A 25,390-nucleotide genomic window follows, 5' to 3' on the forward strand; every position below is an offset into this window, starting at 1 on the left:
TGTTTCCGCATAACTTTATGAAATTTATGGATTAATTATTCGATTTTATTACAAAACTACATTCCTCATTTGTTTGAGTGTCGATTTAAATTGGCTGCTAGCAACAGGGTTAAACTCATAAATCCCCATAAAATTTATATGCGCCCATGAAATGACTGAACCTGTCGAGATTGACTTTACAACGCTATCTCTTTCTTCGAAAGTGTCGAGTGATAAACAGTAGTCAGACAAAAACAGGTAGTTCCAAAGGATAATCATATTTCTAATTAACGTGTTACTTGCCATCACAAGCTGTATTTCATCATGCAGACCAACTTGTAGTTTTCCATTTCTTCCGAATAGCACTTTGTCAGCTAGTTTTTGACCTAGTTCTACTCTGTTGAGTTGTTTTTGAATTTTCTGTCTTAATTCTTCATCATCGATGTAGTTCAGTATGAAGTGCGTTTTTAGGAGTCTGCCGAACTCTTTGAAGGCTCGGTATACTGTATTGTCGCGTTCGCTGCTTGAGAGCATCTTCAGCATCTGGGAAGCGCTGCAACGTTTTAATTTCATTGAAGCCATTAGGCGCAAGATATCATCCCAATTGTCTAATATTAATTTTTTATTGATTTGTGTTTTTGGGGCTATGGGTGAATCAAAATGCTTACTTGTAGATTGCGATCCATAGGCATAAAGTGTTTGTTCGTGAACATTTTTTATCCGAGGCGCGAAAGAAACGTCCATTAAGTGGAGGCCGGCAAATACTGCTTCTGTGTATCCGTGAGTATCTGTGCTGTGATAGTGCTCAATAATTTCATCCTCTGTAATTGTTGCTTTAGAGCTTACAAGTCCTTCAAGAACATAGGGGGCCTCCCTATCTGAAGAGGTTAAAACGTTAACATGAAAAAAGGATTGTTTTTCGTCAAGAAAACTATTAACGCTTATACCTTGTTCTTTTCCATAGTATTTGTATGAGTAATTGGCCAACAGAGAATTGACGTTTACCACCACTTTTTTGCCGTCACTGCTCGAGTGAAGTCTCCCATCGCTTTCGTTGTATATTGTCGGTAATGCTAATGATTGGATTGTTTTCACGAGACAATCATTGGCTCTTTGTAAATTGGCAATCGATACCCAACTATTTTCAGTATCCTTAAGTGCTTTTTCTGAAAACAACTTGCTTGCTCGGGCTAACTCAGTATGCCCAAGGTTTGTGCCCAGACTTAAAATAGTTGCAAATAGCAACCGTATATCAACTTCAGTATTGCCAGAACGAGGGAGTCGATTTCGAAAGCAATTCGAAAACTCGGTATGTCGCTCAATTTCAAACATGACATCCTGAATGGTGACTGAGCGCGAAGCACCCAATATTGTCGGAATGAATTTAGCGATGGAGAATTCTGGATCTGGATAACGTATACGCCAACTGCCATCTTCTTTAACGGTAAAATGATGATTATCGTCTTTCTTTATGCGCGCTGAAACGTTATTAAAACGGTGAGTGACGCTTTCACCGATACGTTTTAAAACAGCGTAGCCGTCTGCAAATTTTTCTAGAGAAGCGGCTGCAAGTAGACGTTGACGATGATTAGCCCATTCTTTGGTGCTTATCATGTAGCTTGGTGTTTGCAGGTAACGATAGGAATGTAAAAGCGTTAATGATTTATCTTTTAATCCTTTTGCGATAGACATAAAGAGGAAAGCCCGATATTTATTTAACGGGTTGATGTCGTCTTCTGCATCAAGATGTAATAATTCTGCTTTGCTTAAAAAAGCGCGAGGCGCATCATCGTCAATAGTCTTAGGTTTAGACAAGTAATAATTAAGGGCGTCAATCAACGGTTGATTTTTACTTTTTTTGTCAAAGCTCATTGATGTAACCAACGCACCTAGCATCCTTTGAAGCTTGATACTATTTTCAAACAATGCGCGATAGTAATCAGCATGTGTTGTTTGTTTGACAATACTGTTGCCGACACGTTCTAAATGCTTATCAAAGTCTGGATTTTCCGCACTAAAGAATGCAGTTATTAACTGATGTGCTCTCTCATTGCGCTCCTCAAAAGACAAGGCTTTATCTTTAGTAATAGATAACACAAGTTCAAGTACTCGTTTTGCATCTTTTGCACTGTTGAGAATTGTTTTATTTGCTTCTAGAGTAGTGACTCTCTGCTCATCTCGCTTTGCTCGCTCATTACCAGAGGCTCTATTAGTAAACTGCTTCACAACTTTTATTATGGCATCTGCTGCAAAGTCTTGCCGTTTGTAAAACTGATCGTAAATAAACGATAGATAGAACAATGATTGTTTATTGTCATTTTTCAGGCGTCTAATTTCGTCATTATTTCCTAAATATATAGCATCGGCGAAATGATGAATGGCCGCATCTGTCAATTCAATTTTTTTGTAAGTAGGCAGTAGAGCGTAAAATTGTTCACCAAATAGCTGTAAAATTTGTGCGTTTTGATTAAGGCTACGCTGTCCTAAGCCTTGGTCAATTCTTTTTAGCTCTCTGACACTATATAGGTGTGAGTGCAAATTAAAAAAAGATAGCAACGCCTTTTTCTTTTTACTCGGCAGTGACTCGTTTACTCTGCCAAGCATGCGTACCTCATATGCTTGAAATGCAGTTGAAATGATGTCGACCAGTTGATTGTAGGAGGGGATCTCAATACGACGTATCCAGCAAGAAGAAACCAGAGTAAACAAAATATCTTCTTTGTTCATTCTTATGTCAACGAGACTATTTGCATGCAGAGCGAGAATTGACAGTGTATCAGATGTTAACGCTTGCCAGTTATGTTGCGCTAGTATTTGTTTTTTATGTCTCGACGCTTTATCCGGTGTGTATAAAGTGAAATCAATGGCTTGCTTGCGTCCTAGCGCTTTCGTCGCTCTTTTGATATCCGCTTCAAGAAAACGACTGGATTCAAAAAACCGACCCTTAGCTTGAAAATATGCTTTTGACACTAAATACCCGACCTTCGCTACGTCGGATTGCATTTTATTCAATATTCTCTTAGTCTCAATATCTAGGGTAAAATAACCAATAGTTGCTTCTTTTGTTAACTTTGGTACGCTATCAAACGCTCTCTTTCTAGCCGAAGAGAGCACTTTCATTTTGGCCATTATTCATTCCTTTTCGTTATTAAAACCTCACTATTAATTACGTTATCGCGAAAAATATGCATTGTACACTACATAAAATGAGTGTTTTTGTAATAAAAACTCTTTTTGGTATAACTCTATCGCCTAACAAGTCCCCTTTAAATGGTGTAGTGTACACTGTATATTTGTAATTTGAGTGAACACTTTTTGGTATCAATGTCTCCTACAAACGAGCTTTACGCACCGCTTATTGACGCTTACAATCATTTCAATCAATCATTATTTGATGATCAATTGCCGCAGGTCGTATTTACATTGCAACGAAAGAAAAATGTGATGGGCTTTTTTGCGGCAAAACGCTGGGGCAATATAAACGGTGAATTGCGTAGCGAGATAAGTATTAACCCAACTTATTTTGCGTCTTCCAGAATAATAGAAGTATTGCAAACACTGGTGCACGAAATGGTACATGCATGGCAGTTCCATTTTGGTCATCCCAGTGATGGTCATTACCACAATAAAGAGTGGGCGCAAAAAATGATGGAAGTGGGGTTGATGCCATCTACAACCGGCGAGCCTGGCGGCGCAGTGGTGGGCAGGCAGATGAGTGACTTTATTATGAAACAAGGACGTTTTATGCAGGCAGCAGAAGTGCTGCTAAAAGATGAATCGTTCAGGCTGAATTGGGTTGACCGACTGGCGCTTCCGAAGCTTTATGAGCCTGTAATTATTGATGGTCCTATGCCGAAGTCATCTGATAGAGTAGAGCAGTTCGCTAGTGCCGATGAAGTATTAAATGCAAGCATATTGTCGATAGAGCAAGGATTAAATAGCAGTTCTACGGCGTATAATGAAGATAACTATACATCAATGCCATCGACATTTTTTATTCAAGAAGTCGCCAGGAAGCAAACTCGATCAAAATATGTATGCCCCAAATGCGATACCAAAATATATGGTAAAGCATCCTTAAATGTCATTTGTGGGGACTGTGATAGCCCTTTTATCAAAGGCTAGCCCAGTGTCAGAATTAAAAGGATCTAAAGGGTCTACAAATTGATGATTATAGATCCTGACATAGTATTAAAGCTTGGTAATATCAAAAAAAACAAGAGAAGAATCGAATATGACATTACCAACAACCTCACCAACTGCATTTTGTAAAGCGTACATTCAGCGAGAACTTGAATCATATCAACAAGACAAAATCTGGATGTCTTCGTGGCCGACAATGCAACTTATTATTGAGCGTGCAGAAGAACTCAAAAAACCATTCGAAGAACTTATTAATAAATACGGCTATTTAGATAAAAAGCACCATAGTCAGAACAGACATCATGTATTTCTCATACTTGAACACATTTGGTCTAGCCACGAATTCGCAATGGATACCATCCAAGAATTGAAAGACCAATCGGCGAAGTTAGATGCGGTAACTAAAAAAATTGTCACGCTATGTGGCGAACTTGCGAAATGTTACGAGATACAGACCTCGTTATTGAATGAAGCTGGATACCAAAGAGGAAGTTATCAAGACGCCTTAAGCGCGCTGCAAGATGCTGGTGAGAATATCCCCTTGTTTGGGAAATATATCGCGCCTGAACTATCAAAATTAGCAGGGCGATTTGATGGTAAATATTGGCCTTCTAAAATTCACCTTCTTAAGGCGTTTGAAGCGTATGAAGAAGATGATGGTGAATTTTCACATTATTATTTTCCCAGTAAAGTGCTTTCGTCTAGGACAAGTGTCGTGAAAAATTTTGTCGCGTGTTTTGATGCTCGTTTTGAAGACCACAGCAGACAGTTACCCAATGATTTCAGATTCAGTAATGCTGCGCTTGCCGATATACTGAATGTAGTGTTGGACATTGAAGTAGATAATCTTTATTCGGATGAGGCGATTAAAAATGCTAGGCGTAAAATAAAGAACGAAACTAGGATGTAAAATATAGAATTCTCAGAGTGCTAACATTTTAAGACAAAGTCATCCAAACTTCTGTTTAGGTTCGCGCACGATATTTGGATTGCCATTAGCCATCAGCTTTTTTAAAGTGATGTTAACAGTCTAAAAATAATCAATTAATTAGTAAGCTTTTCTCATAATAACAAGCGCTATTGATGCGGTCTTTTGTCAAAGAGCATGGGAGCAAATATATTGCCCCCACTTAAGAATACACCTCATCAATGAATTTTGAATACTATCCTAATGCATCAATCCTAGCTTGAATTGGAGGATGACTAGAAAAAAGTTTGCTTACTTTTCCTGCATTAATCGCAAAGGCCGCCATATCATCTGGGATCTTGGGCGAAGATGACATTTGCAAACGCTCTAATGCGGCGCGCATGTTGCGTTTGCCAACAAGTTGCGCGGCTAGTTTGTCTGCACGAAACTCTCTATATCTTGAAAACCACATAGTGATCATCATCGCTAGTACACCAAGGATCAGTTCAGCAACAATCGATACTATCCAGAATGCTGGACCGTGTCCTCGCTCTACTTTAAATATGACCCGGTCAACTATAAAACCAATAACCCGAGATAAAAAGATAACAAAGGTGTTCACAACGCCTTGTACTAGAGTCATTGTTACCATATCTCCATTCGCGACATGCGCAACCTCATGCGCCAACACAGCCTCTACCTCGTTGTCGGTCATAACATCTAGCAGTCCGGTGCTTACAGCAATAAGAGAGCTGTTTTTACTCGCGCCTGTTGCAAACGCATTGGGCGAGGGGTTTTGAAATATACCTACCTCAGGCATAGGTATGTTGCTTTTTTCTGCAAGGTTTTTAACAGTATTTAACAACCATCTTTCGGTGTTTGTTCGTGGCTGCGTTATAACCATAACTCCCATCGCTCGCTTAGCCATCCACTTAGAGATGAAAAGTGAGATAAATGAACCAGCAAAGCCAATCACTGCCGCGTAAACCAGCAGTGCTTGAAGGTCGAGGTCAACACCGTTATTTTTTAATAAGCCTTCAAAACCAAGTAGACTAAATGTCACGCTTAACAATGCAATTATCGCTATGTTTGTACCTAAAAATAGCGCAATTCTTAGCATATCCAATTTCCTGTAAAAATATGTTTAATTATGTTGTCGTTTGTTTGTCAAAGCGGGTCGCGACTACGATATCGCTTGTTTCGACATAGTGGTAGACGATATGTTTACTGGCCAAGTCACAAGTGAATTAAAAAAGTGTGAGGCTTTGCAAAAGAACCACAATTATTACCACACAAATGATCATCGTAAGCAAAGTAAACCCTAAACCAACTAAAACCCATAGTCCGTCCTTTTCTAATAATCCTATTGATAGTATGGTGATGCAAACAATAGGTAGGAAGTTAGTAAAGGGAATAGGCAGGGTAATGAATATCGCTAATGCGGCTATTGCTATGCCAAGGACACTTAATAAAAACGGCTTGAAGATATAGGTTAATCTAGGTTTTGCGTGCCGTTCAGTTTTTTCTAATACACGGGATATAACCTTAAACGCTTGTTCTAGGGTTTCTTTTTGCACCGTGCGTTTACGCAAAGAGCTGAAAATGTATGGTGCAGGATATTGAAGCGCCATCTGTATTCCCACTACCACTATCATCAAACCGGTTATCGTGTTGATTGCAGGGATGATACTGACGACCGCCAATAATAAAAATACGCCACCAAAAGAACGTTTTTGTAATTCGAGCAACAAGCTATTGATAGTAATATCGTCCCCTTCAATCGAGTGGATAATACGTGTAAACTTTTGCGAGATGGTTTCTACAGGTGTGATAATAGGTTGCATCTATCTTTGAGCCCGACGATTGTTTTGTATGAGTTTAATAAAAAACCGACCATTTCAGCTACACCTATTTTGACTGTGAACGAGTCCTTGATGTGAGCATTTTGATGAAATGGTCGGCAAACTCGGCAGTGTCTTTGCACTGCCTTCTCCCTAACTAAAAGCTCTTTCATCAATAATAGACGCTGTTAATTCTGCTCAAGTCACACTTTATTTAGATTTTGTGTTCAAAATTAAAAGCGATAATCCATCCAAAATCGAACAGTGTCGTTAGTTGTTGCACTCGTGATGCCCTTTAAATACCCAATTTGCAGGTTAACTGCATTGACCCTCATGGAGTACATAAAGCCAGCCGAGTGGCGCTGCTGATTGAAACTTCCCATATTGGTCAATTTCCCCATGTCACTGAAAGTTTGTAGGGCAATCGCACCGCCATTGGCGAGTTTCGCTTGAAGAGCCAATCGAACTTCTACTAATGTACCTGTTTTGGCGGTATCTCCTATTTGCCAGTTGCCAATCATTGCACCGGTAAATGAATAATTTTCTGCAAATCGCCATCTATTCGTCCAGACTAAGGCGAGTTGTTCAGGTCTGCTGCCGCGCCTTGTTCTTGCATCAATACGAAATGCACTTTCTCTTGTTTGCCCTTGTGATTTATCAATCAACCAAAGGTATTGCACTCTTAGCTCATCATATTGCGTTGTGTTGTTTATATCTCTCACCTGAGCAATGAGTCGCCATCGACTCTTTTCGTCAAAGGATTGCTGATACTGAAAACGATGCAGACCTACTTGAGAAAAGTCTTCATTATTCGGCGAAAAAGCAAAACGATAACCTATTCCTTTTTCAAAAGGTGTCATTGACGGAGCTGGCACGCCTCCGGTATTTGATGCGTTTGCGCCAAATGACGTTATTACTAATATTAAACATATGCGCATACTTAGGCTTATGAAGTCCACGGATATTAACCTTTATAGAAAATTGTAAGAAAGTTCAGTGCCCCAGGAGGGCACGTTCACTAGTGAGTAAAACGGCGGCCAAAAAACCGATGCAGTGGATGTGTTAGTAAAATACCGGCTGCTGCACCGGCTGCAAACACTAAACAGATTAAGGCGCCTAGTGGCAAGTGTAATGTCCAGTCAAGGAAAGCAACTGTCGCAGAATCACCGTTCTTAAGCGCACTGTATAAAAAAATACCAATCAATAACATTGATATTAAGAAAGATAGTCTTCTCATTTTTTGGTCTCTTAAATGATTGCAAATCACAAATCATGCATTGGTTGTGCGTAAAGACGACAGGTTTGCTATATAAGTCACAAACTAAAATTGTTTATTGTGAATTTGTGTTCGCATTTTTCGTCAGTCATTGAAATTGAGCACATGCAAATCATGTCGGTAACCAAAAAAATGGAATAATCTTGAAGCTTAAAATCATCAGCATGCTTGTTTATAAACTAAATGGCTTGCATATTGGTTGTGACTTATAGGTTATAGCATGCGTCTATCTTTATTATTACACGCAACAACTCAACCTATAGAAGGCTTAACATGAAAATCGCCATTTTATCACGCAACAAAAAACTATATTCTACTCGTAGACTTCAAGAAGCAGGCCAAGCCCGCGGGCATGAAGTAGATATTATAAACACCATGCATTGCTATATGGATATTACCAGTAGTCGTCCTGTTGTCCGTTTCAAAGGTAAAGAATTACCGCAGTATGATGCTGTGATCCCCCGCATTGGTGCTTCTGTGTCTTTTTACGGTACCGCTGTTGTCAGACAATTTGAAATGACAGGGAGTTTTTGTGTGAATGAATCGGTCGCGATAAGCCGCTCACGAGATAAATTGCGTTCTATGCAACTGTTGTCAAGAAAGGGCGTAGGCTTACCAAGGACTGGTTTTGCGCATAGCCCTGATAACATAAAAGACCTTATTAAAAACGTGGGTGGGGCACCTGTTGTCATTAAATTGCTAGAGGGTACACAAGGGATTGGCGTTGTACTAGCAGAAACCTCAAAGGCCGCAGAATCTGTTGTAGAGGCATTTATGGGGTTAAAGGCAAACATCCTTGTTCAAGAGTTTATAAAAGAAGCAGGGGGAGCAGACATAAGGTGTTTTGTGGTAGGTGGCAAAGTGGTTGCAGCCATGAAACGCCAAGGAGCAGAAGGTGAGTTTCGTTCTAACTTGCATCGTGGTGGAAGTGCTGTATTGGTGAAACTAACACCTGAAGAGAGGGCGACCGCGGTACAAGCAGCAGGAATAATGGGCTTGAATGTGTGTGGTGTAGATTTGCTAAGATCATCTCGAGGACCTGTTGTAATGGAAGTCAATTCATCTCCTGGTCTGGAGGGCATTGAGACTGCGACTAAAAAAGATGTTGCAGGTTTAATCTATAGCTTTATTGAAAAGCGAGCAAAACCCAACAGTAATAAAACGGTGGGTAAAGGTTAGGAAACACTCATTACCATTAAGTGATAAGGCTAAACCGGCTACTTAGAAGAGGGTAAGCGTATGTATGTTGAAATAATTGCTGTGTTGCTGGGACTTGTTTTATTAGTTTATAGTGCAGAGAGATTTGTCGAAGGCGCTGCGGTAAGTGCAAAATATGCAGGCGCTTCTCCGCTACTCATCGGTATGCTCGTTGTAGGCTTTGGTACCTCTGCGCCAGAGATGATGGTATCGGTATTTGCTGCTTATGAGGGAAATCCAAATATCGCTTTGGGCAATGCATATGGCTCCAACATAATTAACATTGCATTCGTGCTAGGACTAACGGCAATTCTTTATCCAATTACTGTCAGTTCAAAAATTGTGAGAAAAGAGCTCCCATTATTGTTGGCGATAGTACTTTTTTCGGGGTGGCTGATCTTCGACAATATATTATCGCTTATTGACATTATTTTACTGTTGGCAGGGTTTGTAGCATTAATCGTATGGTCGGTGTTAACCGCCAAACAACACCGTAGCGACGAGTTAGCTAGCGATGTATCTACTGAGTTGGCATCGACATTGATGAGTAGAGGTCGCGCAACGTTTTGGTTAATCATTGGTTTATTACTCTTATTGTTAAGCGCCAAAATACTCGTTTGGGGCGCTCAATCTATTGCCGTTAAAATGGGGATTAGCGATCTAATTATTGGGCTGACGATTATTGCGTTGGGTACTTCTTTACCTGAATTAGCGGCGACAATAGCAGCCGCTAAAAAAGGTGAGCATGATATTGCCATAGGTAACATTATTGGCTCAAACATGTTCAATATGCTGGCAGTGGTTGGGTTTTCTGGTATTTTTGGCGCAATCCCCGTGGATGATGCGCTAGTTTACCGTGATTGGCCTGTTATGCTGGCAACGAGCTTGATGCTATTGGTTATGGCATATGGATACAAAAAACTGGGTGCAATCAGTCGAAAAGAGGGCGGAATCCTAGTACTTAGCTTTATTGTTTACAACACTTTCTTGCTTTACTCGATAAATAATTAGACCTCATAAAAGCGCTAAAACCCTCAACATCAAGTTTTCGCGCTTTTTGAAATCATGATGTTTTATTTTCACTTTGGATACTACTGACACTAATTTCTGGCTTTTTAGACGTGACACCTTTTAACAAACGCCCAAGAATATCGGCACCTGTAATGATGCGCGGATGTTCACCCCACACCAAAACCACATCAACATCAATCGTACCGTCATGATGTACATCTAACGATTCCTGCGATTTTAAATGCCAAATGACATCACTTAGCGTTAAGGTTTCGTCTTTAACAATAAGCGGCCTGTGGCAATAATCGTAAATATCGAAAGAGCCATCAGGGTTAAATAATGCAGCCCTTAACGCACCATCAGCATCTAAGATTAAGTAGGGTTCATTTTCCTCATCTGCTAACACTACCCATTTATGGCCACTGGCATTGATTTGTTGTAACAAGGGGTCAGAGCTTTCACGAACATAGCTGGGCAAAATAGGAAAATCCACTTTTGTGGGAAGCTTAATAATTGAACTTGGTTCAAGTAGTTCGCCTTCTTGCGATACTTTTACATCGTCAATTGCTAAAAAGTTAAGTGCTCCAATGCCTTCGATATGGTCAACTTCCGCTTCATCTGCATCGACATGTTGTTTAATAACGCGCCGCAGATCGCGATCTCGCATATATTCAACACCTTCTTTGCCTAACCAGCCGTCTAATATAAGCGCTGATGGTTTGGCAACGGGATACAATACAAATTGATAAAAACGCAGACCGGGTGACATCAAAGAGGCCATCCTCATTGCATTTCGAGAAAAATATGCCTGTGGCAATATCTCACCAAATATGGTGATAAAGCCTGTTGAAAATGCAAACGCACTCATGCCAACTAACACAGAGTCCGACAACAGAGTAAGTAATACATTTATACCCACGTTGCCCCACAAAATCGTGGTTAACAGAAAATTGGAATCTTCTCGTAATTTAAGTATTTTAGCGGCGGCTTTATTGCCATGACTCACTTCCATTTCTAACTGTAATCGGCTTAGCGAAAAGAACGCCAAGTTGAGCCCCGAAAACATAGCTGACTGACTTATACAAAACATGATGCCGATCCAAATGAGTACATCTTGCTCCAAACCAAATACATCCACGTTATTTATTCCTTCTGTTTTAAAGTAATAGCCACGTTCCGAGGCCTAAAAATGCAACAAACCCAACGATATCAGTCACAGTGGTTAAGATCACAGATCCTGATAGCGCAGGATCAATATTCAATTTATCCAATATAATGGGAATACATACACCCGCAAGCGCAGCGGCAATGATATTTAGCAGTATCGCACACGCAATGACAACGCCAATTAGGGGCATGTTAAACCAAAGGGCGGCTATCACTCCGATGACGAGCGCCCAGATAATGCCATTTAATCCACCCACTTTCAGTTCTTTTATCAGCAATGCCATCGCATTGCCTGAAGTGACTTGTTTTAAAGCCAAACCTCGAATAATCAAAGTGAGTGTTTGACTACCAGCGATACCCCCCATACTTGCCACAATTGGCATTAACACCGCCAGCGCGACAACTTGTTGAAGTGTAGCTTCAAACACTCCAATAAACGCACTGGCTAAAAAAGCTGTCAATAAGTTGATACCTAGCCATACTGCTCGCCCTTTCGCGCTTTTTCTAACAGGTGAAAATAAATCTTCATCTTCATCCATACCGGCACCTGCCATCAATTGTCTTTCATAATATTCGAACGCCAGTTCACTAGCGGTTTTTGAATCAATACGGCCAAGCAATTTGTTATCCGCACTGACAACCGGCAATGCGCTATAGTTAGATAGCAACACTTGTTTTGCAGCAACATGACAAGCTTCATTTGCATGTATTGTTGGATAGTCCTCAAGCGCTATATCGACTAAATGGATATGCTCTGGTGAACTAAATATCTTGGTGATAGGCACCGCATAAGAAAAACCGCCCGCACGATTAATCAGATAAATCGCATCTGTGTGCGCGGGTAAGTCTCGTCTTAATAATCGGACACCGTCTCTCACTTTTGCATTGAGCGGTAACACCAAGAAATTGTGATTGATCCAATGACCAACCTCCTGTGCAGCGTATTCTATGGCAGAAGAAAAATAGAGTTTCTGCAACCTATCCATCGCAGAGTAAGCGATGGACAGTACTTCTTTGGGCAACGAGTCGACTAGTTCAAGCACAACTTCTGCTTCAACATCTATAAATAATGCTTCCCATTCTTCTAGCTCAGTGGCTTCTATCAACGCTATACGAGCGTCGTCGCGCATCGCAACAAGTACATCGACCTTTTTGTGGTTGGCAAGCGCTTCCCATAGCAAAACACGCTCATCTATTGGCACTGATTCCAACAACAATGCCGTGTCATTTGTATCAGTTTGAGACAGTTTTACTTTCAGCTCGGAGGATGTCTCTTCATCCTTTGATAGATGTAGTGCATCATTAATTAATCCTGACAAATGTTCAGACATCACATTCTCTATTTATTTAGGCTCTGAGTCCCTAGACGATATACCTGCGCGCAAAGTCACAAAAAGTTTTTTAAATTGTTGTGACTTATTCAATTTTAGTCTCGTCTCTACTAGCAAACGTCAATATCGGCGAAGCTTTGTGAAGGAAATACACAAATGAAACGAACAATAATCAGTATCAGTCTTGCGGTAGCATTATTAGGAGGCTGCGCGTCTTCTCCCTCAATCAATGAAAAAGATATTTTTCAGCAAAACCCAATTATCAGTGAAGCCAATATGCTGTTGCAAAAAGCCACTGCCGATAATTTGGCATTTTTTGCGCCAGAGCAGATGAAAGAAGCGCAGCGAGTATATGAGTCTGCATTAAAAGATGCTAAAGCAGGTAAAACTAATGCCACTGGTCTTGCCAAAGAAGCTGTTGCACGAGCCAAAGCGGCCAGGGTTCAATCAGACAAGGCGAAGTACACTTTTGAAGAGGTATTACTCGCTCGCGAAAAAGCCTTAAGTGTAAATGCGGCCACAGCCTCACCAGAAGCGTTTAAAGAAGCTGAGCAAGCATTTGCCAAAGCCATCGCTCAACTTGAGTTAGGTCAAGACGCACGTGCGGTTCGCGATATTGAAGCGATTAAGAATCAATATTTAGCCATTGAGCTGTCAGCCTTGAAAAAAAATATGTTGAGCTTTGCACAAGATGCCGTTAAAAAAGCAGAAAAAAATGATTTAGATGATGTCGCGCCTCGCACAATTGCCAAAGCTAAAGATGAATTAAAATTAGCCATCGACACTTTGGAAGTAAATAGAACTGATACTGCCAAAGCAAACGTTCACTCCAACCGTGCTATTTGGTTAATAAAACAGGCTGAAGGGATTGCCGATATCAATTCAATTTTTGAAAACGCGGATTTTGACGAAGAGCAAAAAATTCTGTGGTATCAAGATCAACTTAGCACAATAATGTCGCCCATTAATTCGTCTGTGCAGTTCAACAATACGAATAAAGAGGTAGTGGCTAGTCTACGAGAGCAAGTTGCCTCGCTGGCAACTAAAAATGAGATGATCACGACGAAACTAAGTCAGACAGAAGCTAAACTTGCATCGCTCACCACTGAATCAAAAAACAGAGAGAGTCAATTAGCGAAAGATAAAGCCGAAGCGTTAATGCAAGCTCAACTGCTGCGTGAAAAAGAAATTGCGGCGAAAAAAGCAGACGATGCTCGATTTAGCGCAGTGCAATCAATGTTTACTGAGCAAGAAGCAACTGTTTATCGTCAGCGTGATAATGTGCTTATCCGAGCCCACGGTTTCTCCTTTAAATCAGGTGGTAGCGAAATTGAATCGTCTAATTTTGTGATGCTTAATAAAATTACAGACGCCATCAAACGTTTCCCCAATGCCGATGTTGTTGTGTCTGGGCACACTGATGCAACAGGTAGTGCTGAATTGAATTTGGCGTTATCTAAAGCGCGTGCAGAAGTCGTGGCTAACTTTATTACTCAAGTCAGTGAAATTGAAAACAGCCGCGTGACGTTTACTGGATTTGGGAAAGATAAACCAGTAGCATCTAATGAAACGCCTGAGGGGCGCGCTGAAAATAGACGTGTTGAAATATTGATAGTGAATAAATAATACGCAAGTGGGGCGGCTTATAATATAAGACCGCCTTATTTTTTGGAGTTGAGCATGAGTAGCGAAGAAGACAGGCTAAAAGCACTATGGGCAGATGATCCAGAGCCCAAGAACGAAGATATCGCGCTTGAAAAAGTCTTGAATAAAACGAAAAAAACGACTGCGGCCAAGGATGTCATGAGTATCTTTGTTGGGTGGGTGTGGGTCCTATTTTTAGGGTTTGGTGCCTCAGCATACTCAGCCAAAAGAAGATTGGCTTTGCATAAACAAAAAGCCAGCAAAAGTACTAGAACAGTAACAAAAAAAACCAATTCAAAGAAATCAACCAATAGGAACAATAATGAACATTGACGCGTGGACTCAATCTTTTAGTGATGCACTTTCTAAATTTTGGACAGAAATAGCTGGCTTTATGCCCAACCTAATTGCAACTATTATTGTTGTAGTCATTGGGCTATACCTTTCGAAATTGGTGACGAAGTGGGTAGCAAAGCTGGTCGAAAAAGTCGGCTTTAACAAATTGTGTAACAAGCTAGGCATTGAAAAAGGCCTCAAAACCCTCGGTTTTAAGTCTACACCCTCACAGTTAGTGGGTGGTATCTTACATATCTTTTTTGTGCTCGTTATTTTGGTGGCAGCGGCAGACACTCTAGGTTTAGATAGGTTCTCAGCGATATTAGACGACTTTGTGTTGTACTTGCCTAAAATATTCGGTGCCCTTGTCATCGCGTTAATCGGTCTATTCATTGCCTCTAAAGGAAAATCACAAGTGGAGACGTCCTTAAGCAACTTGGGCGTCGAATATGGCTCGTCGGTAGGCCGTGTTCTTCAGATCCTAGTGTTATTTATTACATTTTCATTAGTTGTCGGTCAGCTAGAGCTTGAGACAGAATTACTTAACACCATTTTTACTGTTCTTATCGCTAGTCTGGGGATTGCGCTTGCCCTTGCATTAGGTCTTGGCAGTAAAGAAGTTGCCAATAGTATTGTGTCTGGTATTTACGCAAGAGAGCAGTTATTACCAGGAGACGAAGTCAAGATAGATGGCTTTGTCGGCAATGTTGTCATGGTGAGTACTGTCAACACACTGATCGAAAACAAGGACGGTGAGCAGCTTAGTATCCCTAATCAAGAATTACTCAACAAGCAATTCACCATAATCAGGTTAAGTGATAAAAAATAAAGGGAAGACTAATGAAAGCTACAGAGCACGAGCACAATCGTGTCTCTGATCGGTTGTCACAAATGGACGATAGTGAGTTAGTGCGAATAGCTAAGCTTCAATTGCCCTATGTGACAGCAGCCTATGAGGTGCTTTTTCATCGATATCATAAGCCTTTGGTAAAAATATGTTATCGCTATTTACGCTCTATGGAAGAAGCAGAGGAAACGGTTAGTGACGCCATGTTCAATGTTTTTAATAACATTGCGCAATTTGAGCAGCGCGCCAGTTTTAAAACCTGGGTGTATAAAATTGCCCATAATTTAGCGCTATCTAAGCTTCGAAAGAAACAACTGGATTTAGTCGATATGGATGAGGCCGCTCACGTTGCTGCTGAGCAAGAGAATGATGACACTAACGATAATAAAAAACACATTGATAAATGGTTAGACACGCTCAGCATTGAAGACCGCTCAATTATAGTGTTTAGAGTGGTTGGTGGTCTCGAATTTGCTGACATTGCACACATTGTCGATCAAAAACTAAGTACAGTGAAAATGCGCTACAAACGAGCGCTAGACAAAGTAGAAGAAACAAATAATAAACGAGGCTCAGATTAATGATGCAGTTATGAAAATCTGAGCCCTCACATTTACAAAGGCAAACAACAATGAATGAGTGGCTAACTTTTCTCAATACTGAGCTTTTCACCGCCATGGGCTACAAGTTTACGCTCATGGTGGTGTTGATAATACCTCTAGTTGTCTTTGGCGGCATATGGCTGCTTAAACAACTTGCTAAATTTATCCCCTATATCTTAATTAAAAGAGGCATGGCGCCCGATGCTGTGCATCTTGTTAACAGGGTTGTTCAGGTCATATTTTTAGTGGTCTTGTTTGTCACAACACTTGATCTTATGAATATCCCATTGACGGCTTTTGCATTTGTTTCAGGCGCAATTGCCATAGGCGTTGGTTTTGGTGCGCAAAATATTATCAATAACTTTATTAGTGGCTGGATATTGATGTGGGAGCGGCCAATTCGCATTGGCGATACGCTGGAAGTTGACTCAGCCAGAGGTACTGTAGAGGCGATTAATACCCGCTCCACTAGGATTCGAAGGGTTGATGGCGTACATATGTTAGTCCCCAACAGTTTTTTACTCGAGAACACGGTGACTAATTGGACGCTCATAGACACCCTGACACGCACTTCTGTAAGGGTCGGTGTTGCGTATGGCTCGCCTGTCACCACAGTCAGAGATTTAATTTTGGAGGCAACAAATACTTTGAATTGCGTACTAAAAGTCCCCGCGCCCGCCGTATTTTTTGATGATTTCGGGGATAACGCTCTTATGTTTGAAGTGTATTTTTGGATGGACGCATCGGCTGAAAGCGAGCGGCGATATGCTAGAAGTGAAGTACGGTATGCCATATGTAAATTGTTTGAAACTCACCAAATTACCATCGCTTATCCGCAGCGAGATTTGCATCTTGACGGTAGTTTGTCGCTCAACATAAACAAGTGAACTAGATTATGAATATTGAAGCTTTACAAACCGAGTTTGATGCGCTTATACAAACGCTGATGTTGTCATTAAGTAGCGGGCTGACCTACGTTCAACTTTTGGTCATTTTTATCATTTATGCAACCGCATATGGTCTTTCTTTCAAGTTGAGGCACAGCATTGGTGTTACTCACAATATCCCGATAGAAACAGCACATCCAAGCCAAAAGTTACTTTATCGTTTAGGTGATATGATATTCCCAATATTAGCCATCACGCTGTTGAAAATCTCGACACACGTTGGTGAAAGTTTGCAATACTCACCGTGGCTTATACAAACCGCATTTACGGTTGCTATTTTAATTTTTGTCAATTCGCTCATCACTGCATTCGTGACAAAACGTCATCTTGGACTCGCGTTTCGCTGGGTTTTACTCCCCATTTTATTTTTACATTTAATCGATGTTTTGCCTTTTATTGTTGCGGTGCTCCGAAACATGTCCATTGAGCTTGGCAATTTAAGTATTTCAGCATACGGCGTGGCAAGAGTGCTCATTTTTGGCGGTTTTCTATTTTGGTTGGGTAGAGAATCTAGCACCTTTGGTAAAGCGGTCATTAAAAACCAAAAAAGCTTAGATGTACCCACTAAAGAAGTCTTCACTAAATTATTCGAAGTCAGTTTGTTTTGTATTGTTGTGTTATTACTGATGAACATTATGGGTATAAACCTGACAACGTTGGCTGTGTTTGGTGGTGCTTTAGGTGTGGGTATTGGTCTAGGCCTTCAATCTATCGCCTCAAACTTTATCTCGGGTATTATAATTCTACTCGATAAATCACTTACGGTGGGTGACTTTGTTGAGTTAGATGATGGACAGAAAGGCTTTGTACGTGAATTTAAAATGCGCTATGCCGTATTGGAAACGTATGATGGTAAGGACATTTTGGTACCGAACGAAAAATTCATATCTTCACTGTTGATCAACTGGACACATAAAGATCCAAAACAACGTTACCGAGTTGATTTTTCTGTGCCATATGCGACCGACATTCGCAAAATGGTAGAATTTATTAAAACAGCGGTAGCCGAGCATCCGCAAGTGATAAGTGGAGAGGATGTGCCATTTGAAGAGAGACCCGATTGTGAAATTGATAGTTTCGGCGATTCAGGTGTAAACATGTTTGTGGAGTTTTGGATGCTCGGCATTGATGACGGTAAAAATCGTGTGGGGGGAGATTTGATGCTGATCATCTTTGAAACACTCAGAGCAAACGGCATTGAAATTCCATTCCCGCAAAGGGAAGTAAGGATATTAAACGATGGAAGTCAGCCCAACCATGCTATTAAAGGTGCTGGCAAATGAAGCCTATAACTGTGTTTTGCGCTTATTTTTTACTGTTGTCTCCCATGAACGCTCTGGCACAGACTGAAATAAGTGTTGGGATTGACAGTAAATATGTGACAGAGGGACGAGACAACTTGCCTCAAGGTGGCATTATCTGGACAGGGTTCAATCATGCGATGAATGAGCATTGGTCGATTCATGCACTTTACGGCGTCGCCGCCAATGATAAGGTGAGCTACGACGAGCTAAACGTGACGATTGCCTATCAAAATACGATCAATCAGGTCGACTATGTGATTGGTATCACTCAGCTAGCCTTTTTCAAGGATAAAATCAGTGATACAGAGGTTTCTGTCGATATGGTCGCATTTCAAGAAGGTGTTATATCGCCATATGTAAACTTACTATATAGCATAGAACAAGCAGGACTATTTTCTGAAGTGGGTATTCAGAAAGGGGTTGCGCTTCACGAGCTATGGTTTGTGACACCTTACATTGGCGCAGCATTTGACAACGGGTATACCGGCTCACTGCAATCAGGCTTTAATAATTTTAGAGTGGGTACACAGCAAGCATTCAATGTGTCTGCTGATATAGCCGTTAACGCCATATTTGAACAATCATTTGGTGGCGCTGTTATTAAAAATGAAGCTGAAAATCGACAGAATATCTTCTGGTTCGGGATGCATGTTGTTATGACGTTTTAAAACTTAAGCCTTAGTAGCTTCATGCTGGTCGCTTATAGAGGAAGTCATTGGCTGTCTCTTCTTTTAGAGCGCAGAGTTCAGATAAAGCAAGAAAATGTCACCAAATCCCCATACCAGCGTACCGCCAATCAACAGGGAAGCTTCTAAAGCTCCCACAGATAGACGAAGATGCTCAAGTTGGGCGGCCAATTCTTTATCATGCAGCTCGTTTATTTCGGCCGCCTCGTCATGGCTCAACGCTTCGTGATGTTTGGCTTTCAAAAATTTATATTTAGATTTATTCAGTGCTTGATTGCGTTTCCAGTTCATGCGTTGAATGAGCAGTTTTTCTTTAAACACAACGCCAAAACTTGCCCACCCGCCTAATATGACAATCAAACAGCCTGAGCGAGAGAACCATTCGATATTCATGTAATTGATTTGTGAGAGAGTATAGCCGGTATATAAAAAGAGCAGGGCTATCAGCCAATACACGGTATTGCTTATTCTTGTTTTCATTAATTTATGCGTTCCTTTTTAACACTTCAGAGCGATTGTAGTGGATTTATTGTTTGAATGACGGCGATAAATTTTAAAATTTTGTATTTTTGTTGATAAATCAATAATTGTATAGGGCAGGGGTCACGGAACTAATCATATAGAGAGAAAAAACCAACTAGCCCAATTTATCGCTTGTGTGTCTGTTGTTGCACGCAAGCACATATTGTTAGTTCGAACTAGTTGGTAAAGAAAGCGGCGGTGTTTTAAAAAGTTGATAAAGGGAAGTTCATTTAAGGACGAATGAGCCAAACACATTTTTGCGTTTGTTTGTCACAAAGGGCGGATTCACCGTTATAGCGATGTTCAACTATCATTTCGTTGCCGGTGATTAAAACGGCAATGTCTTTGACGAAGTATGTACCTGTGCTAGTCACAATCCGTGTTTGTTTCGCACCCAATGGTTTTTTTACTACCTCTGCACTGATAGCAACACCCGCAGTTTCAAATGACTTAACAGAATTTCGCTTAATTGATTGATACACAAGTTGCCCAATTATCATCGCAAACATGAAAAAAAATACAGCCGAAATACCAATGATTTCTTTGGTTGAAAAATTACTTTTTATTTTGTCTTTAATTTCCGTTTTCATCTGATTTTTTTCCTTAAATCTAAAGCATTTCAAGGCTTCTAGATAAATGGCGGGCAAACTTAATTTGCCCGCACGTTCAGATAGTTTAGTTTACGAGACAACCTTGCGTATTCTTAGTACAGTGGCCAAGAAAGCTGCAAACCCGCCTAAGAACAAGATTGAGTACCAACTACTGGCCGTTTGAGGTAACACAGCAGGCAACACTTCCTCTACTGGCGCTTCTCTTCGTTCTGTTAGTGTCATTTCCGTTTCTGGTACACGTATCTTCGCGATAGTGATGCGCTCTGTTTTGGGTGACATAGTGATCAACATTACGTCGCCTTTGCGAATATCACGCAATCGCGCTTTTTTGCCTTTGATGGTGATTTCAGCACCCTCTGGTACAAAAAACTCACGAATATCACCTTTATTGGCACCACGGACAACTACTACTCTGTCGGCCCGTTTGACACGCATGACTTCTGCCTCAAAAAACTCTTGTGTGGTAATATAACTGTCTTCCAAGATTGAATCTTGTGCTTTCACGTCTGAAAATGGTGACATCAAACACACACCTAAAACACATATTGTTAATAATTTTTTCATTTTTCGTTTCCTTTTAAGTAAGTTAGTGCACGTTTGGTGCAATTTTTGTTGCAAATACAATGAATCGTTGTGGTGCGCTGCCCACATAATTAAATGGGAAGCACGTTATTAAAGTTAATGTCGTTTGCTCTGTGTCCATCAAGATTGATGTGTTTGTTGGCTCAACTACTTTGTAACCCGTCACTACATAATGGCTTACGGTGCTGCCGTGCTTGACTTCAATTTCATCGCCTACCTTTACGTGTTGCAGGTTGCGAAAAAAAGTGTCTCTGTGCCCCGCAAGGGCCACATTACCTGGCAAACCAAAATAAGAAGTGCCCCTTACGCGTCCTATGCCTTTATCAAGTGCCGCGTCCTGCGTCCCGTTTGTAATAGCGGCTTCTATGTCAAGTGACGCCATACTGAAAAATCCAATGGTCTCATCCTCGACTTCTGTCTTACTGTCTATAACTTCCTCATTTAGTGGACCTTTTATCTCGCTATAACTCTCTTTAACCGCTTGCGTTTGTGCGTGTGCGTAAAAGTGATTTCCAATGAAACTTCCCACACATAGCAGCGCAAATATCCATAACGAGAGTTCAATCACGCTGCTTATTTTCACTTTGTGTGAATTGGACGTTGAAAACATAGACATGGCTAATCTTTACCTAATATTTTCTTTAACGGGAATAATGCCCAGAACAGTACGCCCAGCAAAAACGACACAATCAATACCATCGCTCGTGGTAACTCTAACTCCCAAAAAAAGAACTTAATGCCAACCATGCTTGCGTTTTGAATAATAAAAATTGCGAATAAACACAATACGATGCTGTAAATAAATAATTTAATTCGCATAAGGCTTCCTTATAACCATGTAACAACAATATTTAATTGATAACTGAAGCGATAGACGATGCATAAATCCGTGGAGTCACAATTATTTTTAAAATGTGGCAAAAAAATAATTAAGGGCAAAAAAGAAATGGTTTCTCGAAAAAAACAAAAAAAAATGTGACTTGTTTGATAAAGTCGTCGTCTACCCGCCTACAACCTAATAAAGTTTCGAGCTTTTACTCGTGACGCACAAACGGAGAATGAACATGAAAACACTATTAATATTATTGACGACTTTGACAATCCTTTCAGGCTGCGCAAGCTCACCTAAAATGGAGGAATTTGCCAACGATCCAGAAGGTATGTGGGAACAAGGTAAAAAATACGCTGAAAAAGGTGAAAAATTAATCATTGACGGTGAAAAAGCATTAGAGGCATCGCGCAAGCAACTACGAGAAGGTGAAGCGATGATCCAATCTGGTAGCGACGCGATCATTAAGGCAAGGCAGGATTACCAATTAGAGGTAACACGTATTGGTGGCTCTTCGAGTCCGAAAGAAATCGAGTACGAAGCTGAACGTTTACAAGCGATTGGTGAACGCTGGGAAGATGCGATAGAAAGTGTGAAAAAAGGCAATGCACTGGTAGCAAAATCTAAAGCAAACCAAACGAAAGCGCAGCAAAAAATAAAAGAAGGCCGTGAAATCGCTGAAATTGGCGCGAATTTTATTCGTAATAGTCAGCGAATGAAACTTAATTTGCCTCTTTTAGATGCCCCTGAGAGTATGACTCGATAGCTAACGAAAAACGGTTGTGGACACAGTTAGTCTGCAACCGCCCAACTAACAATAGCCCTTGCACACCCTAAAGATTGTAGAGCGCCCTTTCCACTCTAAAGTCTCTATGCATGTAAATATTCATGTAGGAGTTTTTAGCACCGCCTAAAGTGGCAACCAGCGTCGGTCATGTCATGGCTTATTATCAACAATTGATATGGGTATGGGTTTGGTCGCTTCTCCAGAATATAAACTAACGTGTGGAAATGGTATTTCAACACCTTCTTGGTCAAATGCTTGCTTTATTTCTTGATAAAAGGAATTTTTGAGCGTCAAAAAGCTTTCTCGCTTAGCCCAGACTGAAAACTGGATGTCAATCGACGAGTTCCCAAAGCCAAGTATAATAAAAAGTGGGGCCGGCTCTTCTAGACACAAGGGGTTGGCATCAGCTAAGTTAGTGAGTATGTTTTTGACTTTTTCGATATCTTCCTTATAGGCAACGCCTACTTTAATATCAGCACGCCGTATAGGAAACTTAGTCAAAGTAGTGACTTCGGTTTTAATCATAGATTCGTTTGGGAGTCTCACAAACAGATTGTCGAAGGTTCTCACTTTGACGGATAACAAATCAATAGAAATAACTTCTCCGATGGTATCACCCACTTTGATATTGTCGCCCACCGAAAACGGTCGCTCCATCATTAAAAATAAACCGCTGATCAGGTTTGATGCTGAGGTTTGTGAAGCAAAACCAATTGCTACGGTGAGTATGCCTGCGGCACCAAGCACAACACTTAAGTCAAATCCCAACTCTCGCATAACTGACACGCCGGTCAATATAAGCACGCCATAAAAAACTAAGCGTTTAACTAAAATCAGTCCGTGCGGTGTCAAGTCTAATACATGTAATCTTCCAATTGCGTTTCTAGCTAAGCGAGCAAGTAAAAACCCAATAATGAGTATAAGTATCGCCTTGCCGATTGAGAACAATTGGACTTGGCTGAAAAGACCAAAGATAGCGTCATCGTTATTCATTTCAAATCTCGTGTTGTGTTATTTTTCATGCAATAAGACTTTTCAGTGAACTTATAAAAACGTTGTTTCCACCTGTCTCACGCGCCCGACTCAATATGGTATACTTATGGTCATCCACATCCATTTTTAATATCTTAAATGATGGTTTGTTGTCATCTTCATTGTGAGTCAAGCAAATACTGTCTGTCCAAAACTGACCATCATTATCGACGTATAAATTAAGTAAAGGCATAGGTATTTTGATGCGTTGAATAACTAAAGGCTCGTTGTGCTCATTGATAATTTGAATACTCGTAAATACTCGATGTTGTCTTTTTTTCAAGTCGGTCAATTCAATATTTGCCTCAGAGTATTTGGCATAGCACAATTCTCCGACCATGTTCGACACACCAAACCAGGAATCTGATGGTGCCCATAAAGGTATTTCATATAGCGGCGCTTGAGCGTCTTTTATTGAAAAGCTTACCCATAACTGGGTACTGACATATAAATTTATTTCTTCGTCTGGAAGTACGGTTATAGCGGTCCCAGGACGGATAACCATCGATCTATCAGCCAATCTTGGGAACACCTCAAGATGTGATGGTGTATCACGCATTAATAATCGCTGGCTAGGTTGTATAGAGGAGAGTTGTGATATAGTGAGGGATTCACGTACCAACACATCCGATGTTTCTTCTTTGGTCTCTATATTCCAGAACTTCCACTCTTTTTGTTTCCTCTGAACAGCTATAAACCTATCACCAATTGACCAACGCTGGCATTCGTCAACTGCAAATTCTGCCTTTCCCCACCATGTATTCATGTTGCGTTTACTGCCAAAAAAATTAGATTCCTTGTAGGTAATATACCATTGAAAGTGAGTATTGAACTAGTGCTGTATAAATCGCTAGTAAGCAAGTTGTCGGTTCTCTAGTATTACAACGCAATCAGCTTTCAAACAGAGTGAAAAACCAATAAGTCGAATTGTTTGTGACTTATCAAGTATTGCCGTTGTCTACACACCTGAGTTGATAAAAATAACGTTTGAATGTGCAGACAAACATAGTACTTAGGAGGTTTTATGGCGTTTCATTCTTTAGAAAACGATCCCGAATATGTTAATTTACAAACCGAAATGGTATGGATGCAACAACATCTGCACTCTCAGCGAGAGCGCCTAGCGATACTGTTTGAAGGGCGGGATACCGCAGGTAAAGGCGGTGCTATCATGCGTTTTGTCCGATTTATTAATCCTCGACATTATCGAGTCATTGCCTTATCAAAACCGTCTGAACTAGAGCTGGGACAATGGTATTTTCAGCGCTACATCAATCATTTGCCCGACCCTGGGCGCATCGCCTTTTTTGACCGTAGCTGGTATAACCGTGCGGTAGTAGAGCCTGTGATGGGGTTTTGTAGTGCTCAGCAATATGAGATGTTTTTACGACAAGTGGTTACATTCGAAAATATGTTGCTTGAAGATGGTGTCAACATTATAAAGTTTTGGTTCTCTATTAATTTGCAGGAGCAGAAAAAGCGCCTCGAAGAGCGTGTTACTAATCCGCTTAAACAATGGAAACTGAGCACGGTAGATGCCCAAGCGCAAGCTAAATGGGATGAGTTTACTCAGTATAAAAACGCAATGTTTGCAGCCACCGCAACGCCACAATGCCCATGGGTAGTGGTACAAGGAAATGATCGGGACCGCGGGCGAATGGAAGCTATGCGGTATGTGCTTAGCCAAATGGACTATGAGAAAAAAGGGGATACAGGTGAGCGTCTGATCCACGATCCTGAGGTGGTACAGGTTTCCAGCGGAAACTAATACTAAGAACGGGCGGCTATGCCTAGCTGAATGCTTGGCTA

General features: G+C 40.8%; 27 protein-coding genes. 13 read left to right on the top strand and 14 right to left on the bottom strand.

Annotated features, from left to right (window positions below; all coding sequences use genetic code 11):
- Nucleotides 1–48: 48 nt before the first annotated feature.
- Complete coding sequence (locus RM544_RS03065; protein ID WP_311360298.1) at nucleotides 49–3,108, bottom strand: Tn3 family transposase; 3,060 nt, start codon at nucleotides 3,106–3,108, stop codon at nucleotides 49–51.
- 195 nt (nucleotides 3,109–3,303) lie between these two features.
- On the opposite strand from RM544_RS03065, the gene RM544_RS03070 reads away from it, so the two are divergent.
- Together RM544_RS03070 and RM544_RS03075 are read left to right on the top strand one after the other, a co-directional pair.
- Nucleotides 3,304–4,104: a SprT-like domain-containing protein gene (locus RM544_RS03070; RefSeq protein ID WP_311360299.1), complete on the top strand. Its 801-nt coding sequence runs from the start codon at nucleotides 3,304–3,306 to the stop codon at nucleotides 4,102–4,104.
- A 109-nt stretch (nucleotides 4,105–4,213) separates the two neighbouring features.
- Entirely contained in the window at nucleotides 4,214–5,032 is an 819-nt protein-coding gene (locus tag RM544_RS03075) for a hypothetical protein (RefSeq protein ID WP_311360300.1), read from the top strand.
- Nucleotides 5,033–5,285: 253 nt separating this feature from the next.
- Here RM544_RS03075 and htpX read toward each other — a convergent pair whose 3' ends face one another.
- The 4 genes from htpX to RM544_RS03095 form a co-directional block, all read right to left on the bottom strand.
- Nucleotides 5,286–6,149 carry a protease HtpX gene (htpX, locus tag RM544_RS03080; protein WP_311360301.1) on the bottom strand — a complete coding sequence of 288 codons (864 nt, stop codon included), beginning with the start codon at nucleotides 6,147–6,149 and terminating at the stop codon, nucleotides 5,286–5,288.
- A gap of 127 nt (nucleotides 6,150–6,276) precedes the next feature.
- Nucleotides 6,277–6,873 carry an exopolysaccharide biosynthesis protein gene (locus tag RM544_RS03085; RefSeq protein WP_311360302.1) on the bottom strand — a complete coding sequence of 199 codons (597 nt, stop codon included), beginning with the start codon at nucleotides 6,871–6,873 and terminating at the stop codon, nucleotides 6,277–6,279.
- 230 nt (nucleotides 6,874–7,103) lie between these two features.
- On the bottom strand, nucleotides 7,104–7,829 hold the full coding sequence (locus RM544_RS03090; RefSeq protein WP_311360303.1) for a hypothetical protein: 726 nt from the start codon (nucleotides 7,827–7,829) through the stop codon (nucleotides 7,104–7,106).
- A gap of 59 nt (nucleotides 7,830–7,888) precedes the next feature.
- Complete coding sequence (locus tag RM544_RS03095; RefSeq protein WP_311360304.1) at nucleotides 7,889–8,107, bottom strand: lipopolysaccharide assembly protein LapA domain-containing protein; 219 nt, start codon at nucleotides 8,105–8,107, stop codon at nucleotides 7,889–7,891.
- Nucleotides 8,108–8,419: 312 nt separating this feature from the next.
- On the opposite strand from RM544_RS03095, the gene rimK reads away from it, so the two are divergent.
- The gene (gene rimK, locus RM544_RS03100) at nucleotides 8,420–9,325 is read left to right on the top strand and encodes a 30S ribosomal protein S6--L-glutamate ligase (RefSeq protein WP_311360305.1); all 906 of its coding nucleotides are present in this window, start codon (nucleotides 8,420–8,422) and stop codon (nucleotides 9,323–9,325) included.
- A gap of 60 nt (nucleotides 9,326–9,385) precedes the next feature.
- Nucleotides 9,386–10,354 (top strand): calcium/sodium antiporter, encoded by a 969-nt coding sequence (locus RM544_RS03105; RefSeq protein WP_311360306.1) that lies wholly within the window; start codon nucleotides 9,386–9,388, stop codon nucleotides 10,352–10,354.
- A 52-nt stretch (nucleotides 10,355–10,406) separates the two neighbouring features.
- Here the strand turns inward: RM544_RS03105 and RM544_RS03110 are convergent, their stop codons facing one another.
- Nucleotides 10,407–11,477, bottom strand: coding sequence for a DUF21 domain-containing protein (locus tag RM544_RS03110; protein WP_311360717.1), 1,071 nt, complete (start codon nucleotides 11,475–11,477; stop codon nucleotides 10,407–10,409).
- A gap of 34 nt (nucleotides 11,478–11,511) precedes the next feature.
- Complete coding sequence (locus RM544_RS03115) at nucleotides 11,512–12,852, bottom strand: magnesium transporter (protein ID WP_311360307.1); 1,341 nt, start codon at nucleotides 12,850–12,852, stop codon at nucleotides 11,512–11,514.
- A gap of 156 nt (nucleotides 12,853–13,008) precedes the next feature.
- Here RM544_RS03115 and RM544_RS03120 point away from each other — a divergent pair, with 156 nt between their 5' ends.
- From RM544_RS03120 to RM544_RS03150, 7 genes are read left to right on the top strand one after another with little or no spacing between them, the layout of a single operon-like run.
- A complete protein-coding gene (locus RM544_RS03120; RefSeq protein ID WP_311360308.1) occupies nucleotides 13,009–14,478 on the top strand; it encodes an OmpA family protein in 1,470 nt (489 codons plus the stop codon).
- Between the two features lie 54 nt (nucleotides 14,479–14,532).
- Entirely contained in the window at nucleotides 14,533–14,829 is a 297-nt protein-coding gene (locus RM544_RS03125) for a hypothetical protein (protein WP_311360309.1), read from the top strand.
- The gene (locus tag RM544_RS03130; RefSeq protein WP_311360310.1) at nucleotides 14,819–15,661 is read left to right on the top strand and encodes a mechanosensitive ion channel family protein; all 843 of its coding nucleotides are present in this window, start codon (nucleotides 14,819–14,821) and stop codon (nucleotides 15,659–15,661) included. The genes RM544_RS03125 and RM544_RS03130 overlap by 11 nt, the downstream gene beginning before the upstream one ends.
- 11 nt (nucleotides 15,662–15,672) lie before the next feature.
- Nucleotides 15,673–16,260 (top strand): sigma-70 family RNA polymerase sigma factor, encoded by a 588-nt coding sequence (locus RM544_RS03135; protein ID WP_311360311.1) that lies wholly within the window; start codon nucleotides 15,673–15,675, stop codon nucleotides 16,258–16,260.
- Nucleotides 16,261–16,310: 50 nt separating this feature from the next.
- Nucleotides 16,311–17,168, top strand: a complete 858-nt coding sequence (locus tag RM544_RS03140; protein WP_311360312.1) for a mechanosensitive ion channel family protein — start codon at nucleotides 16,311–16,313, stop codon at nucleotides 17,166–17,168.
- An 8-nt stretch (nucleotides 17,169–17,176) separates the two neighbouring features.
- Entirely contained in the window at nucleotides 17,177–18,511 is a 1,335-nt protein-coding gene (locus RM544_RS03145) for a mechanosensitive ion channel family protein (RefSeq protein ID WP_311360313.1), read from the top strand.
- The gene (locus RM544_RS03150; protein WP_311360314.1) at nucleotides 18,508–19,200 is read left to right on the top strand and encodes a hypothetical protein; all 693 of its coding nucleotides are present in this window, start codon (nucleotides 18,508–18,510) and stop codon (nucleotides 19,198–19,200) included. Before RM544_RS03145 ends, RM544_RS03150 begins: the two co-directional genes overlap by 4 nt.
- Before the next feature lie 63 nt (nucleotides 19,201–19,263).
- On the opposite strand, the gene RM544_RS03155 is transcribed toward RM544_RS03150, so the two are convergent.
- From RM544_RS03155 to RM544_RS03175, 5 genes are all read right to left on the bottom strand, one after another.
- Nucleotides 19,264–19,698: a hypothetical protein gene (locus tag RM544_RS03155; protein ID WP_311360315.1), complete on the bottom strand. Its 435-nt coding sequence runs from the start codon at nucleotides 19,696–19,698 to the stop codon at nucleotides 19,264–19,266.
- 272 nt (nucleotides 19,699–19,970) lie between these two features.
- Nucleotides 19,971–20,330 carry a hypothetical protein gene (locus tag RM544_RS03160; RefSeq protein WP_311360316.1) on the bottom strand — a complete coding sequence of 120 codons (360 nt, stop codon included), beginning with the start codon at nucleotides 20,328–20,330 and terminating at the stop codon, nucleotides 19,971–19,973.
- Between the two features lie 90 nt (nucleotides 20,331–20,420).
- Nucleotides 20,421–20,915 carry a hypothetical protein gene (locus RM544_RS03165; RefSeq protein ID WP_311360317.1) on the bottom strand — a complete coding sequence of 165 codons (495 nt, stop codon included), beginning with the start codon at nucleotides 20,913–20,915 and terminating at the stop codon, nucleotides 20,421–20,423.
- Nucleotides 20,916–20,937: 22 nt separating this feature from the next.
- Nucleotides 20,938–21,549 (bottom strand): class D sortase, encoded by a 612-nt coding sequence (locus tag RM544_RS03170; RefSeq protein ID WP_311360318.1) that lies wholly within the window; start codon nucleotides 21,547–21,549, stop codon nucleotides 20,938–20,940.
- A 2-nt stretch (nucleotides 21,550–21,551) separates the two neighbouring features.
- Complete coding sequence (locus tag RM544_RS03175; protein ID WP_311360319.1) at nucleotides 21,552–21,752, bottom strand: LapA family protein; 201 nt, start codon at nucleotides 21,750–21,752, stop codon at nucleotides 21,552–21,554.
- A 245-nt stretch (nucleotides 21,753–21,997) separates the two neighbouring features.
- Between RM544_RS03175 and RM544_RS03180 the strand changes: the two genes are divergently transcribed.
- Nucleotides 21,998–22,528, top strand: a complete 531-nt coding sequence (locus RM544_RS03180) for a hypothetical protein (RefSeq protein ID WP_311360320.1) — start codon at nucleotides 21,998–22,000, stop codon at nucleotides 22,526–22,528.
- Between the two features lie 171 nt (nucleotides 22,529–22,699).
- Here RM544_RS03180 and RM544_RS03185 read toward each other — a convergent pair whose 3' ends face one another.
- Both RM544_RS03185 and RM544_RS03190 read right to left on the bottom strand, forming a co-directional pair.
- Entirely contained in the window at nucleotides 22,700–23,542 is an 843-nt protein-coding gene (locus tag RM544_RS03185; protein WP_311360321.1) for a mechanosensitive ion channel family protein, read from the bottom strand.
- A gap of 25 nt (nucleotides 23,543–23,567) precedes the next feature.
- Entirely contained in the window at nucleotides 23,568–24,347 is a 780-nt protein-coding gene (locus RM544_RS03190) for a DUF432 domain-containing protein (protein ID WP_311360322.1), read from the bottom strand.
- A 258-nt stretch (nucleotides 24,348–24,605) separates the two neighbouring features.
- Here RM544_RS03190 and ppk2 point away from each other — a divergent pair, with 258 nt between their 5' ends.
- Nucleotides 24,606–25,349 (top strand): polyphosphate kinase 2, encoded by a 744-nt coding sequence (gene ppk2 / locus RM544_RS03195; protein ID WP_311360323.1) that lies wholly within the window; start codon nucleotides 24,606–24,608, stop codon nucleotides 25,347–25,349.
- Nucleotides 25,350–25,390: the final 41 nt, after the last annotated feature.

It is taken from the genome of Brumicola blandensis (assembly GCF_031846165.1).
Taxonomy (GTDB): Bacteria; Pseudomonadota; Gammaproteobacteria; order Enterobacterales; family Alteromonadaceae; genus Glaciecola; species Glaciecola blandensis.

What these genes read in the sequence shown, in the direction of transcription:
- RM544_RS03065 (WP_311360298.1), bottom strand. Translation starts at nt 3,108, where the DNA reads ATGGCCAAAATGAAAGTGCTCTCTTCGGCTAGAAAGAGAGCGTTTGAT.
- RM544_RS03070 (WP_311360299.1), top strand. Translation starts at nt 3,304, where the DNA reads ATGTCTCCTACAAACGAGCTTTACGCACCGCTTATTGACGCTTACAAT.
- RM544_RS03075 (WP_311360300.1), top strand. Translation starts at nt 4,214, where the DNA reads ATGACATTACCAACAACCTCACCAACTGCATTTTGTAAAGCGTACATT.
- htpX (WP_311360301.1), bottom strand. Translation starts at nt 6,149, where the DNA reads ATGCTAAGAATTGCGCTATTTTTAGGTACAAACATAGCGATAATTGCA.
- RM544_RS03085 (WP_311360302.1), bottom strand. Translation starts at nt 6,873, where the DNA reads ATGCAACCTATTATCACACCTGTAGAAACCATCTCGCAAAAGTTTACA.
- RM544_RS03095 (WP_311360304.1), bottom strand. Translation starts at nt 8,107, where the DNA reads ATGAGAAGACTATCTTTCTTAATATCAATGTTATTGATTGGTATTTTT.
- rimK (WP_311360305.1), top strand. Translation starts at nt 8,420, where the DNA reads ATGAAAATCGCCATTTTATCACGCAACAAAAAACTATATTCTACTCGT.
- RM544_RS03105 (WP_311360306.1), top strand. Translation starts at nt 9,386, where the DNA reads ATGTATGTTGAAATAATTGCTGTGTTGCTGGGACTTGTTTTATTAGTT.
- RM544_RS03115 (WP_311360307.1), bottom strand. Translation starts at nt 12,852, where the DNA reads ATGTCTGAACATTTGTCAGGATTAATTAATGATGCACTACATCTATCA.
- RM544_RS03120 (WP_311360308.1), top strand. Translation starts at nt 13,009, where the DNA reads ATGAAACGAACAATAATCAGTATCAGTCTTGCGGTAGCATTATTAGGA.
- RM544_RS03125 (WP_311360309.1), top strand. Translation starts at nt 14,533, where the DNA reads ATGAGTAGCGAAGAAGACAGGCTAAAAGCACTATGGGCAGATGATCCA.
- RM544_RS03130 (WP_311360310.1), top strand. Translation starts at nt 14,819, where the DNA reads ATGAACATTGACGCGTGGACTCAATCTTTTAGTGATGCACTTTCTAAA.
- RM544_RS03135 (WP_311360311.1), top strand. Translation starts at nt 15,673, where the DNA reads ATGAAAGCTACAGAGCACGAGCACAATCGTGTCTCTGATCGGTTGTCA.
- RM544_RS03140 (WP_311360312.1), top strand. Translation starts at nt 16,311, where the DNA reads ATGAATGAGTGGCTAACTTTTCTCAATACTGAGCTTTTCACCGCCATG.
- RM544_RS03145 (WP_311360313.1), top strand. Translation starts at nt 17,177, where the DNA reads ATGAATATTGAAGCTTTACAAACCGAGTTTGATGCGCTTATACAAACG.
- RM544_RS03150 (WP_311360314.1), top strand. Translation starts at nt 18,508, where the DNA reads ATGAAGCCTATAACTGTGTTTTGCGCTTATTTTTTACTGTTGTCTCCC.
- RM544_RS03155 (WP_311360315.1), bottom strand. Translation starts at nt 19,698, where the DNA reads ATGAAAACAAGAATAAGCAATACCGTGTATTGGCTGATAGCCCTGCTC.
- RM544_RS03160 (WP_311360316.1), bottom strand. Translation starts at nt 20,330, where the DNA reads ATGAAAACGGAAATTAAAGACAAAATAAAAAGTAATTTTTCAACCAAA.
- RM544_RS03165 (WP_311360317.1), bottom strand. Translation starts at nt 20,915, where the DNA reads ATGAAAAAATTATTAACAATATGTGTTTTAGGTGTGTGTTTGATGTCA.
- RM544_RS03170 (WP_311360318.1), bottom strand. Translation starts at nt 21,549, where the DNA reads ATGTCTATGTTTTCAACGTCCAATTCACACAAAGTGAAAATAAGCAGC.
- RM544_RS03175 (WP_311360319.1), bottom strand. Translation starts at nt 21,752, where the DNA reads ATGCGAATTAAATTATTTATTTACAGCATCGTATTGTGTTTATTCGCA.
- RM544_RS03180 (WP_311360320.1), top strand. Translation starts at nt 21,998, where the DNA reads ATGAAAACACTATTAATATTATTGACGACTTTGACAATCCTTTCAGGC.
- RM544_RS03185 (WP_311360321.1), bottom strand. Translation starts at nt 23,542, where the DNA reads ATGAATAACGATGACGCTATCTTTGGTCTTTTCAGCCAAGTCCAATTG.
- RM544_RS03190 (WP_311360322.1), bottom strand. Translation starts at nt 24,347, where the DNA reads ATGAATACATGGTGGGGAAAGGCAGAATTTGCAGTTGACGAATGCCAG.
- ppk2 (WP_311360323.1), top strand. Translation starts at nt 24,606, where the DNA reads ATGGCGTTTCATTCTTTAGAAAACGATCCCGAATATGTTAATTTACAA.